This is a genomic window from Thalassotalea crassostreae (genome assembly GCF_001831495.1).
Lineage (GTDB): Bacteria > Pseudomonadota > Gammaproteobacteria > Enterobacterales > Alteromonadaceae > Thalassotalea_A > Thalassotalea_A crassostreae.
The window spans coordinates 3,033,131-3,045,703 of sequence record NZ_CP017689.1; the positions used below are offsets into that span (position 1 = coordinate 3,033,131).

Genomic DNA, 12,573 nt, shown 5'->3' on the forward strand with positions numbered 1-12,573 from the left:
ATTTTGGCATGTATACAAAACCTTCATTTTGCGTACATTAAAAGTAAACCAACAAAGTAAAGACAATGAACAAAACATTAAATGTAGGAATTGCTGGATTAGGTACTATCGGATTAGTCGTAGCAAAAGCCCTAGAAGACGGTATCGACGGCTTAAAATTAACCGCAGTCACGTCTGGAAACTTAGATAAAGCAAAACAAAATTTAACTACTATAAACTCAAGTGCAGATGTAATAAGTTCTGCCAAAATGGTTGAAAACGTCGACATTGTTATCGAATGCGCACCAACTTCGGCATTCATGAATATTGCCAAACCAACTTTAGAACAAGGTAAAACCTTAGTTACGGTTAGTGGAGCGGCAATTTTACAACACCCTGAAATCATCGATATTGCCAAACAAAATGGAGGCCAAATTATTCTTGCGACTGGTGCACTGTTAGGGCTCGACGCCGTGCGTGCGGCAGCAGAAAGTACAATTCACTCGGTCAACATGGTCACGCGAAAGCCGCCAACTTCGTTAAAAACAGCTAAATATATTGTTGAAAAAAATATCGACTTATCTAACTTGCAGGAGCCTTTACAAGTATTTAAAGGCAGTGCTCGTGAAGGTGCGGAAAAATTCCCTTCTAATGTAAATGTTGCTGCCGCTCTTGGTTTAGCTGGCGTAGGTGCTGACAAAACTCAATTGGAAATTTGGGCTGATCCGACAAAAACCAGAAACACCCATTACATCAATGTTGACGCCGATAGCGCCAGCTTTGCTTTAACTATTGAAAATGTACCAACTCTGGAAAATCCAGGTACCGGTAAAATTACTGCATTAAGCGTTATTGCAGCGGTAAGAGCCATTACCTCGTCAATTAGAGTTGGTAGTTAAAAAATTTAATTTTGGAGAAAAACATGACGAAAAAAGTAATTAAACTAAAACACCTTGCGATGGCATCACAAGATCCAGATAAAAGCAGAGATTTCTTTGTTAACGTTTTAGGCTGGTCAGTAGCTGGCGTTGTTGCAAGCAGAAATGCTAACGGTTATTACGTTACCGACGGTAATGTTAATTTAGCGATTTTAAATTTTAAAAATGGTCCTGCCGCAGGTAAAGAGTTTCCACAAGGCTATGTCGGTCTACACCATATTGGCTTCCAATGTGATGACATCGAGCAAATGGTTGTAGACTTCCAAGACAATGGTTATCAACCGAGACACGACGTTAATTTAGCGCAAGGTTTAGGCAAAAATCCGGCTAAAGATAATGCCGAATATAAAATGAACGGCCCGGAAAATATTATGATCGATATTTCTGAACGTGGCTGGGTTGGCACTGAAACATACAAAACATTGTAATATATTATCGATTGGGCACTAGAATTTTGGCATGCTAACGACAGAGATAAGCTTATTTATTATTAGCACATTAACATCGACCTTAGCAGCCATATGCGCTATGGGAGGTGGAATGATCTTAGTGTTAGTACTGCCATTTTTCGTACCGGCTAGCGCAATCATTCCAATTCATGGAATCGCTCAATTTGCCAGTAATAGCTCAAGGTTAATATTTTGCTTCAGTGCGATTTGTTGGCCATATGTCAGTCAATTTGTTATTGGAGCAGTGTTTGGTACCGCAATTTTTAGCGCACTTTTAATAAACTTATCGAGCCAATTTCTGCCCTTGTTTATCGCTTGTTATTTATTATTGTCTTTGTGGTTTAAACCAATACAAAACGTAATTAGCAAATTTGAAAATATGTATATGGCGGGGGCATTTCAAGCCGGTTTTGGTTTACTTGTTGGCGCACCAGGGCCAATCACAGTAACCTTACTTTATAAAAATTTAACCGATAAAGAGCAGATTATTGCGACAGCGTCATTGCTGATGGCGATAACAAACTTAAATAAGGTGCTAGTTTATCTGTTTATTGGTTTTATATTTAGCGATTACTGGACACTCATCTTAGCCTCTATTTTGGGCGCAACCTTGGGTTCTTTGATTGGTAATAAACTTCGAAACAAGATTAACAACGACTATTTCATGGTGTTACTAAAATCAATACTGACTATTCTTGCATTGATTATCATCGGCAAATCGCTGATAGCACTTTATTAAGGAAACTTATGATTAAAATAACCTTTATTGAAGCCGATGGCAGTGAAAAAGTGGTAAATGCCGAAGCAGGCTTAAGTTTAATGGTGGCTGCCGTTGAAAATAACGTTAAAGGTATTCAAGCAATTTGCAATGGCTGTTGTAGTTGCGGTACTTGTTTAGTATCGATTGAAAACCGTTTTATCGCGCATACATCGACAAAGTATTCAGGCGAAGAGCAGGTTCTAAGTAAATTGAATAAACAACAACCACAACACCGTCTAGCTTGCCAAGTCATTGTTAAAGAGGATTTAAATGGCATGAAAGTATCCGTTAACTAACGTTAACATTAATCCATTCGCGGCTTGAAAACTTGCTTTATTTTTGCGCCATTAAGTAATCTAAAGTCCCCATACTGGTGTTGGAGATGTGGTTTTTCATTGCCAAAGTTGCTTGTTCTTGGTTTCCACTAATTACCGCATCAACCAGTTGTTGATGTTCTGCAAAAGACGTTTCTAATCTATCTCTTTTCTTGAATAACCAAGGTTGACGATACAAACTTAAGCGCTTTCTTAAGGTGGAAATAGATTGCTCTAGCGTTGTGTTGCGAGAGCCCATATGAATTGCTGAGTGAATTTGATTATTAATTGATGCAAACGTTTCGATATCTTCCACTTCTACTGCTAATTTAGATTGTTCATGCAACCGTTGTAATTGCTTACGCTCAACAACACTCATACGAGTGGCGCTTAGCCCAGCACAAAGAGCTTCTAACTCAGCAAGTGCTTCATACATATCAGCCAGCTGCTCTATATTAAGCTCAATAACAGTGACGCCTTTATGTGCTTTTGACTCTACTAATCCGCTATTATGTAGTAACCTAAACGCTTCTCTGATCGGGGTTCGTGAAGCACCGTATTTATCAGCAATATCCTGTTCTTCTAAACGCTGTCCAGGTTTAATCTCGCCAGAGATTATCGCACTACAAAGTTGATTATATATTTTGTCAGATATGGTGATACCAGCCATCAGAAAAGCCATGATTATTAGAGATATAAGCTAGTTTACGAAAACCTAACTAACATGCAAGAGAAAAATACAAACGTTGCATATTGCATACAACGCTTGCTATAAGGGTAGGGTTTTGGGTTAACTATCTAAGTTCATACAAAATACTTTTGTTTGCGTCATTTCTTTAATCGCAAATTTTACGCCTTCTCTGCCCATACTGCCGCGTTTTGCACCACCAAATGGCATCGCATCCAATCGATAATCGCTAGAATCATTAACCATTACACCTGCAACGTCTAATTGCTTAGAGACCTGCATAGCGGTATTGATATTGCTAGTAAATATGGCTCCATGAATGGAGAAATCGACATCATTAGCTTGTGCAATTGTTTGCTCAAGATTGCTAAAGGGAAATAAACTCACCACAGGACCAAATGCTTCTTGGCATACGAGCTTTTCATCGATAGCAACATTATCAAGGGCGCTAGGGTGATAACAAGCCCCTTCGCGCTTGCCGCCAACAAGTAAATTAGCGCCATTTTTAACCGCTTCATTTACCCAATTTTCGATACGTATTGCTTCATTTTCATTGATCATAGGCCCGACATCGGTTTTATCAAGACATTGATCACCAACCTTAAGCCGCTCGGTTTGCTCGATAAATTTGCGTTTAAATTGCTGGTAAATTCCTTGTTCGATATAGATACGTTGTACGCCGATACAGTTTTGACCTACCGCCCAATAGGAGCCAGAAACACAACTTTCAACAGCTTTATCTAAATCACAATCGTCCATAACAATAACAGGAGAGTTTGCGCCCAACTCCATTGCTAACTTTTTAATGCCGGCATTTTTAGCAATGATTTCTGCAGAAGCTTCACCGCCTGTATAAGTGACCATTGCCACATGTTTACTTGCCACCAATTGGTCACCAAAATCTTTGGCATAACCGGTTAACACATTCACTTGCCCTGTTGGCAAGCCACTTTCAATGAGTACTTCAACCAATTTCAAAGCAGATAATGGTGCTTGCTGCGAAGGTTTTAATATAACTGAGTTACCCGCAGCAAGCGCAGGTCCAAGCTTATGCGCTGCCAAATTTAATGGGTCGTTAAAGGGAGTGATTGCAACAATAACCCCTAAAGGGACATGTTCGTAATAACCAATTCGGTTTTCTCCGCCACTAAAACTATCAAATTTAACTGTTTCGCCAGTTAAACGCGTTGCTTCTTCTGCTGACAAATTAAGTGTATTTACACAACGGGTCACTTCTTTGCGAGCGGCAACAATTGGCTTGCCTGTTTCAACCGCAATGGTTAATGCAAACTCTTCAAGACGTGCTGTTATTTTCGATGCCGCAGTTTTTAATAACAAAGCGCGCTCATGACTTGCCTGGTTTTGATTTGCTTTAAACGCTTTGCATGCGCTAGAAATAGCTAACTCTACATGATTAACGTCAGCACAAGCCACACGTTGAATTAATTCACCATCGAAGGCGTTAGTTATGTCCATGGTGCGTTTGGCACCTTGCCACACGCCATCAATTAAAATGGTATCACTAGAGTAACTAAGACAGTTTTGTTTTTCGTTCAAAGACGTGACTAAAGCTTGCATATTAAGGTTTATCCTTTCTCAGAACTAAGTCATCATATTCACGAGAGTTTAATATTGCTTCTACGATAATTGGGCCGTCCCGATCAAAGGCAGATGTTAATGCCTGATCAAACTCATCAGGTGTAAAGGCTTTAACAACTGGCACGCCGAAAATATTGTCACCACCAATAGTGCCACGCTCTCTAATTGGAGTACCATAAATTGGGTTACTTTTCTTTTCTTGTTTAATGCGTATTAACGCCAAGTCATTATCGGTAAACAACACAAATACAATCTTAAGGTTTTCACGAACAGCAACAGCAAGCTCACCGGCGGTCATTAAAAATCCGCCATCGCCAACAACTGAACACACTTCGGTATCTGGATTATTTAATTTCACTGCAATTGCAGAAGGAATTGCAAAGCCCATCGCCGACCAACCGTTGGTCATAATTTGTTTGCCAAATGCTGGTGTCGGCCATTTCTGACCAATTAAGTGGATATGAGCACCAACATCACACGTCATAATGCCATCTTGTGGACATTTGTCTCGTAAGATATCTAACGCAGCACATGGTCCAAATGCCCCTTTTTGCGAAGTCATTTGCGCAAACATATCAGCTTTTCGAATTGCAATGGCCGGTAAATCCCAGTGTTTTTCGTTAAATTTACCTTTAACCAGTTGATCAATCGAGTACTTGATATCACCAATTACATCACAAGCTAAGGTGTATTCATTGGTGTCTAAGTCTGTAGCGACAATATCAACACTAACCAATGGCACATTCGGGATCCAATCTTCATAATTAAATTCGATTTCATCATAGCCAATACTTAACACTAAATCGGCTTGCTGATGCGTTTGACCAACAACATCACTTAATGCATGAAATAGTACGCCGGTATAGCATGGGTGAGACTCGGGGATCATACCTTTTGCCATCGGGCTTATCACCATAGGTACTTTGTATTTTTCAGCGAAATTTATAATTTGCTCATCAATACCACTTGTTACTGCGCGCATGCCTAATGCAATGACAGGCTTTTTCGACTCTGCAAATAATAGCTGCATCTGTTTAATTAATGCTTTATCGGCTTTGTTGGCACCAGGAACTGGATAAGGCTTAATATCTTGCTCTTCGGTTAATTCAGCACTCATACCAGCAGGTAAGCCAACATGAACGGGTCCTGGTACGCCTTCTAATGCAACCTTGGCCGCGTCAAAAATTATTTCTCTAACTTTATCTGCTTCTAAACGCGTGGTTTTTTTAGTAATTGGGGCGAATAATGCTTGATGGTCAACGTTCATTTGCACAATGCGATCGCGCTTATTCGGCGCCATTTCATCAGTTAAAGCGATCATAGGTGACCTATCTAAATAAGCACTACCAACTCCCGTTGCTAGATTAGTTGCGCCTGGTCCAAAAGTACCAAAACAAACACCAGGAACGCCAGTTACCCGGCCACAAACATCAGCCATAAATCCTGCGCCCCCTTCATGGGTTGCAAGAATGAAGTCAATGCCATCGGTTTTACGCATAGCTTCCATATAGTCTACCCAGCCACCGCTAGGTACACCAAAAACATGTTTAACGCCCAAGTCTTTTAAGGCATCGACAACTTGTTGCGCGACTAATTTTTTACTCATTTGAATTACCAACTAAATTTAAGGTTAAATTTCATTAAGACAATTTATTAAGCTAATGGCTTAACTATTTCTCGTATTTTTAAAAGGTTACTGGGCTACGTAACCACTGGCATTACTGTGTACACTTTGGCTTGGATTTAAACCCGCCATTTGCAAGAAGCTAAGAATGCTATCGTTGAATTCTTCTGGCTTTTCAAAAAATGCCGAGTGACCACAATTGTCAAATTCAACGATGAACGAGCCGATTACTTGTTCTTGCATTAAACGTACCGCCTCAATTGGGAAGAGAATATCGTCTTGACCGCTAACAAACATAATAGGCACATTTAGATTAGCTAACTGCTCAGCAGATACTTTTTCATCGGCATAATTGCCTGATAAGTTACTTTTATCGGTTTTATTAAAACTGTTTATTTGCTGATAAAGTAACGCTTGCTCTGGCTGTTTTGTTTGAAAACTTAAACCTAATACCCTTTCTAACTGACTTAAACCTTTAGTTTCAAGACGCGCTTTATCCATTATTTCTGCGATATCGTTTGACTCTACTAGGCCATGCAACGAATCACAGATAACTAAACCAGATACTCGTTGAGGGTATTGATGTGCAAAGTTTATCACTGTACCACCGCCCATCGACTGGCCGACTAACGCAGCTTTTTCAATATTTAAATGATCAAGCAATGCCAACAAATCGCTGACAAAACCAGCGCGACCTGACTGTTCATTATCAGTTGATAGTCCAAAACCACGGTGATCAAAGGTAATGACTTTATATGCTTTCGCTAAAACACTAACTTGTTTATACCAAGTTGCATGGTTGCCTCCCATACCATGGGCAAGTACGACAACCTCCCCTTCACCGTGAATTTGATAATAAAATTGTTCTGATTTAATGTTTAAAATCGGCATAGCTTTTCCTGTACTATTCTTGCATTAACTCGGTTAGATAGTTTTTATGTAACTAGTTAGGTTTATTCGTCTTTTTTCAAAATAGCGGTTATTCTCGCTGGTGGCTCAACAACAAAGTCATTAAGTTGCCACTGGTCAAATGTTTCTAATACATCACTTTTCCATACTGAAGCGGTATACGGATGCTGTTCATCGATTTGCACCATGTCGGAATAGAATTCAACATTATTGCCGTCGGGATCTTTAAACACGATGAATGTATTGTCGCCAGGCCCATGACGACCAATACCACGATCTATTTCAATACCTCGCTCAATTAACATCGCTGTTATCTGGCGAATTTCTTCAATATCTTCAACTTGATAAGAAAAATGTTCCACTCGTGATTTAGCAGGATCGTGTTCACTAATAGCATCTTTTGGTAGCTGCAATAACGCTAGATCATGGTGATCTTTTGATGCACGAAGAAACACCATGTGCTGATCAATCCAGTCAGATACTTGTAAACCGACCACTTCTTGATAAAACTTTACTGATTCATGAATATCGTTAACTTTTAACACTAGATGGCCTAACTTTTTTGGTTTTGGTGTATACATTTTCATTCCCTCTGCGCCTTAAACCTGTTCCGCTTGAACCGTGTTTTTAATGCTTCCTATTCCTTCAGCAGAGGCAACAAGCTCGTCGCCATCTTTGAGAAATAGACCGATGCCCTTGCCCACACCTGCCGGTGTTCCGGTCATGATCACATCACCAGGACGAAGTGTTAACATGCTTGATATATATTCAATTTGCTCGAATACATCCCAGATTAACTCACTGGTATTACCGTCTTGCATTTGTTTACCATTTAAAAACAATGACAGCTTAACGTTATGTAAATCTTCGATTGCCGATTTAGGCACAAAAGCGGGTCCTAATGGGCAGAACGTATCCCAGCTTTTCCCTCTAAACCAATCATGTTTAAATGGGTAATCATTACGGCGGTTTAAATCTCTTGCAGATATGTCGTTTACCACAGTAAATCCTGCAATATAATCGATTGCTTGCTCAGCTTTTACTCGACGAGCCGGCTTACCAATAACCACCGCTAATTCGACTTCCCAATCAAGATTTTTGGTCTCTGGCGGTAATACAACAAAATCATTAGTTCCCACTACACTAGTGACCGCTTTCATAAAGACATACGGTGAGCTATCGACTTTCGCTGCCAGCTCGGTTTCCATTTCTTCGGCATGTTCATGATAATTCGATGCCGTGCCAAAAATGGTTGTAGGATTGAATGGCGCTAAAACCTTTATTTCATTCGGTAAAGATTGCAACGACTGTTGCTGGTTAACAGCAGTCTCTAAGAATGCTTCAATCGCATCTTTATGTTCTTGCCATTGGGTTATGGCTGCAGTGTTACAATGAACCCACTGTGGTAATTCATTATCTGTGTTGTTCAACGCTTTGTAAGCGGTTGCTAAGTCATAAAAAGAATCACCAATAACTAATGCGCTTTTGCGATCGTTATTGAGTTCATAAGTAGCTAAACCATAATTTGTCATTGCTACATTCTCCAATAAGGTTTGATTTAATTTCGATAGATATAATGTGCGACTTTTTGATATACAAATCGACTAAATAATTTTGCTCCAGATATACACATTTAGTTATACCTATTTCCCCCCTGCTATTTATTGCGATATAGCCATATATTGGACGCACAAGCGGCAAAGCTAGTGGCTAAAGTTAAGAAATAGAGAATTGAAAATAAAAAACGGCGTTAATCAACAAGTGATTAACGCCGTTTATTTACTCAATAGAGCTAAAAATCTATATTAAGTTTTAAGGTTGAGAAACTTAGACAATACTAACCAAGACACTAGCCAACAAATGTTCGATAAATCATCCGACAAGCAACGATAAATAAGAAACCACCAAATACACTACTTAACACTCGTTTATCTAGGCTATGGGCGATTTTCACACCGATAGGAGCTGTTAATACGGTAATTGGTGTAATTAGAATAAAGCCGATTAAATTAACATATCCAACACTGCCTGGTGGCAAGCGACTATCGCCTATTCCTGAGATAACAAAACCTAAGGCACCTGGGATACTTATTAATAAACCAAGAAACGCAGCAGTACCGACTGCACGATGAATAGGTTGATTCATTAACGTTAACGTTGGCACACTTAAAGTGCCACCGCCAATTCCCATCATTGATGACAATCCACCTATCATTAGTGGGGTAACCGGCGCTATCGCACCACGAGGGACATCTTGCGTAATTGCCACATCATCGAAAGGCATAACCATTTTAATGGCAACAAGCAAGGCAACAATACCGAAAATAGCAGATAACACTTGGCTATTTACTGAACTTGCTACCAGCGCTCCGATAAATGCACCAATAAAAACAGCTGGCCCCCAAATTTTTGTTAAATCTATGTCGACCGCTCCTTTAGCATGGTGTGCTTTTGAGGAGGATATCGAGGTAAAGATAATACAAGCTAGAGAAGTTGCTACAGCAATATGCATACGGATGGCTGAATCAACGCCATAAATACCAAGCGCAGTATCTAAAACCGGTACGATAACAATACCGCCACCAACACCGAGTAAGCCAGCTAAAATTCCGGCTACCACACCAGTTGCTAGCATCATTAGAGCAAATGGTAATATATCCATAACTAATTCCATTAACGAATCCTCACGTAACATCATTTGAACACAGTATACTTAACCGTCAATATCTATACAACGCTATAAAAACACCCACTGACATAATAAAAAAATTATACCTAAGCCAATTTAATTTAATTTTCTTTTGACTTAAAAACCTAGAGAATGGGTTAATCGAAAAGAGTAATAGAGACAGATTATGACAACACCTAAGTTTACTAATGCGCAACTAGCAGCAATCGAGTCGGCGCAAAAACTCGCCTCTGAACTAAAACAAGGCAACACTACCCTAGATGAGCATGCGCTTGATTTAATTATCAGAGAAGCACGTAGTCATAATGGCTGGTTAAAAAAAGACGTAAGTGATGACTTACTTAAGCAGCTTTACGATATTGTCAAAATGGGCTCGACCAGCATGAATACCTGCCCAGCTCGTTTTATTTTTATACGCAGCGAGCAAGGCAAGCAACGTTTGAAAAAATGTTTAGCGCCACTCAACGTGGATAAGGTGTTGGCTGCTCCCGTTACCGTTATCATTGGCTATGATTTAGATTTTGCCCAACATATGCCTAAACTTTTTGCACATAATCCAAATGCACAATCGTTATTTGCAAACAATGAGAAGCTAACTCTTGATACGGCATTTCGCAACGGCACACTACAAGGTGGCTATTTAATGATTGCCGCTAGAGCATTAGGCTTAGATATAGGACCCATGTCAGGTTTTAATAATGCAGCAGCAGATGAAGCGTTCTTTGCCGGTACCAATATAAAAAGTAATTTTTTATGCAGCTTAGGTTATGGTGATACCAGTAAAATATTTCAGCGATTACCACGATTTGAGTTTGATGAAGTATGTGAACTCATTTAATGATATAACCTTTTTGCTATAAACAACCAATTTGCTATATTAAGTTAAATAAGCGCAAGAATTAATAAAAATAGCAAACAAGTTGTAGAGGAGATTAAATGAATCCGAATATATTAGAGCACCATTTGGTATCACGCCTTAAGTTTAAATACTTACAATTATTGGTGACTGTCGGCGAGCAACGCAATATATTTAAAGCCGCACAAATACATAACATGGCACAACCTGCGGCAACCAAAATTATTAGAGATATCGAATCTGCTCTTAATATCGAATTATTTGACCGTTCATCTCGAGGGGTAACCCCGACGCTTTATGGTGAGGTTTTAATTAAGCATGCCAAGCTCATCCTTTCGCAAGTAAAACATGCTAGTGAAGAATTATCATCATTACACGGTGGATTATCAGGCCGAGTTACCGTTGGTAGTTTATTAGCTGCTAGTGCGACGTTATTACCTAATGCGATTAATCGCTTGAAGAAAAACCGTCCAAATGTATCTGTTTCCTTAATGGAAGGTACAGGGGATAAGTTACTTAACGCGTTGAAAATTGACGATTTAGATATCATGGTGGGTCGTATTCCAGAAGTCCCAGATGAAGACGGCCTCACTAATGAGATTTTGTATCATGAGCCAGTTGTAATTGTTACCCGTGCTGATCACCCACTACAGGGCAAAAAGAATTTAGCGCTAGCTGATTTAGTAGACCAACAATGGATATTACCGCCAAGAGAAACAATGTTAAGAAAGGAAATCGATATGGCCTTTCATCGTGACGGTTTAGATGTGCCGGTCAACCCGATCGAATCAGTGTCGATCTTGACCAACCGTACTTTATTAAAGAACTCAGACATGATCACCGCCCTACCACTGCAAGTTGTATTAACTTATGAAGAAATTGGGCTACTGAAACGATTAGATATGCCGTTAATTATAGAGCCTGGTCCAATTGGGGTTACACTACGAGCCCATCGACAGTTACCTCCTGCTGCAGATTATTTGCTCGACTCGTTGCGTGAGGAAGCCGCTAAACTCACCGCACGATATAAAGATTTATATTAATCTGTAAGAAAATAAAACATCAAAAACAGCTGCCTAGTGCAGCTTTTTTTTGGCTATAACGAAAATGAGCTAACAATACTGTAATTACTTATAAGACTCCCATCCTTGGCTATGTAACTATCAATATCAACTAACATGACAATTGGGATAGAAGATGAAAACTGTGAATGCATCTATTATAACGACGCTGATAGCGACAATGTTTACCTCAACTTTAACGCAGGCAACAGAGAGACAACAACCGCTTGCAAAAGTTAACTGGCTACAAAACCTAAACCAAGTTAAGCAGGACCAATCACAGCAACCTGAAGATGAATTGGCCAATCGATTGACCTACAAAAGTGAACTATTTGATATTGAATTTCACCAAGAATTCCTTTTCGACGACCAAGGTAAATTAAAAAATGTTTTGTTTTACAAAGGCATCAGCAAAGATAATAGCACTTGCGTCGACGACTACGAAAGCATAAAGAAATTAGTAGAACAGCAATACGGTAAAGTTGAAACTGCAAGCAATACCTACACTGATTTGACCAATACGCCAAAAGAACAGTTGTGTAAACATGCCGCAGATGGTGTATATCAACTTGAGAGCAAGTGGACTACCGACAACTCAAATATCAGTTTTGTACTCAACACATGGAAAGGACAAGCCTACATCGGCCTGTCATATAAACCACTATAAATAGCTATCTCATCTCTGGCAGATGGGATCTTCCAGATTC

Annotated in this window: 14 protein-coding genes; 7 read left to right on the top strand and 7 right to left on the bottom strand. The window is 39.5% G+C overall.

Going from position 1 to position 12,573, the window contains the following annotated elements:
• Positions 1 to 65 precede the first annotated feature (65 nt).
• The 4 genes from LT090_RS13035 to LT090_RS13050 are packed head-to-tail and all read left to right on the top strand — an operon-like array spanning position 66 to position 2,422.
• Entirely contained in the window at positions 66 to 878 is an 813-nt protein-coding gene (locus tag LT090_RS13035) for an aspartate dehydrogenase (protein WP_068547196.1), read from the top strand.
• Between the two features lie 23 nt (positions 879 to 901).
• On the top strand, positions 902 to 1,345 hold the full coding sequence (locus LT090_RS13040; RefSeq protein WP_068547197.1) for a VOC family protein: 444 nt from the start codon (positions 902 to 904) through the stop codon (positions 1,343 to 1,345).
• Between the two features lie 31 nt (positions 1,346 to 1,376).
• Positions 1,377 to 2,105 (top strand): sulfite exporter TauE/SafE family protein, encoded by a 729-nt coding sequence (locus tag LT090_RS13045; RefSeq protein ID WP_068547198.1) that lies wholly within the window; start codon positions 1,377 to 1,379, stop codon positions 2,103 to 2,105.
• An 8-nt stretch (positions 2,106 to 2,113) separates the two neighbouring features.
• Positions 2,114 to 2,422: a 2Fe-2S iron-sulfur cluster-binding protein gene (locus LT090_RS13050; protein WP_068547199.1), complete on the top strand. Its 309-nt coding sequence runs from the start codon at positions 2,114 to 2,116 to the stop codon at positions 2,420 to 2,422.
• Between the two features lie 37 nt (positions 2,423 to 2,459).
• Here LT090_RS13050 and LT090_RS13055 read toward each other — a convergent pair whose 3' ends face one another.
• From LT090_RS13055 to LT090_RS13085, 7 genes are all read right to left on the bottom strand, one after another.
• Positions 2,460 to 3,110: a GntR family transcriptional regulator gene (locus tag LT090_RS13055; RefSeq protein WP_068547200.1), complete on the bottom strand. Its 651-nt coding sequence runs from the start codon at positions 3,108 to 3,110 to the stop codon at positions 2,460 to 2,462.
• A gap of 120 nt (positions 3,111 to 3,230) precedes the next feature.
• Entirely contained in the window at positions 3,231 to 4,706 is a 1,476-nt protein-coding gene (locus LT090_RS13060; RefSeq protein ID WP_193408703.1) for an aldehyde dehydrogenase family protein, read from the bottom strand.
• 1 nt (position 4,707) lies between these two features.
• Positions 4,708 to 6,333 carry a thiamine pyrophosphate-binding protein gene (locus LT090_RS13065; RefSeq protein ID WP_068547201.1) on the bottom strand — a complete coding sequence of 542 codons (1,626 nt, stop codon included), beginning with the start codon at positions 6,331 to 6,333 and terminating at the stop codon, positions 4,708 to 4,710.
• A gap of 87 nt (positions 6,334 to 6,420) precedes the next feature.
• Positions 6,421 to 7,242 (bottom strand): alpha/beta fold hydrolase, encoded by an 822-nt coding sequence (locus LT090_RS13070; RefSeq protein ID WP_068547202.1) that lies wholly within the window; start codon positions 7,240 to 7,242, stop codon positions 6,421 to 6,423.
• Positions 7,243 to 7,304: 62 nt separating this feature from the next.
• Positions 7,305 to 7,841 (bottom strand): VOC family protein, encoded by a 537-nt coding sequence (locus LT090_RS13075; RefSeq protein ID WP_068547213.1) that lies wholly within the window; start codon positions 7,839 to 7,841, stop codon positions 7,305 to 7,307.
• Positions 7,842 to 7,859: 18 nt separating this feature from the next.
• Positions 7,860 to 8,792 carry a fumarylacetoacetate hydrolase family protein gene (locus LT090_RS13080; protein WP_068547203.1) on the bottom strand — a complete coding sequence of 311 codons (933 nt, stop codon included), beginning with the start codon at positions 8,790 to 8,792 and terminating at the stop codon, positions 7,860 to 7,862.
• A 317-nt stretch (positions 8,793 to 9,109) separates the two neighbouring features.
• A complete protein-coding gene (locus LT090_RS13085) occupies positions 9,110 to 9,934 on the bottom strand; it encodes a sulfite exporter TauE/SafE family protein (RefSeq protein ID WP_068547204.1) in 825 nt (274 codons plus the stop codon).
• Positions 9,935 to 10,115: 181 nt separating this feature from the next.
• Between LT090_RS13085 and LT090_RS13090 the strand changes: the two genes are divergently transcribed.
• The 3 genes from LT090_RS13090 (at position 10,116) to LT090_RS13100 (ending at position 12,533) form a co-directional block, all read left to right on the top strand.
• Positions 10,116 to 10,787 (top strand): malonic semialdehyde reductase, encoded by a 672-nt coding sequence (locus tag LT090_RS13090; RefSeq protein WP_082897229.1) that lies wholly within the window; start codon positions 10,116 to 10,118, stop codon positions 10,785 to 10,787.
• 98 nt (positions 10,788 to 10,885) lie between these two features.
• Complete coding sequence (locus tag LT090_RS13095; RefSeq protein ID WP_068547205.1) at positions 10,886 to 11,848, top strand: LysR substrate-binding domain-containing protein; 963 nt, start codon at positions 10,886 to 10,888, stop codon at positions 11,846 to 11,848.
• 154 nt (positions 11,849 to 12,002) lie between these two features.
• A complete protein-coding gene (locus LT090_RS13100; protein WP_068547206.1) occupies positions 12,003 to 12,533 on the top strand; it encodes a hypothetical protein in 531 nt (176 codons plus the stop codon).
• The last annotated feature ends 40 nt before the right edge of the window (positions 12,534 to 12,573 follow it).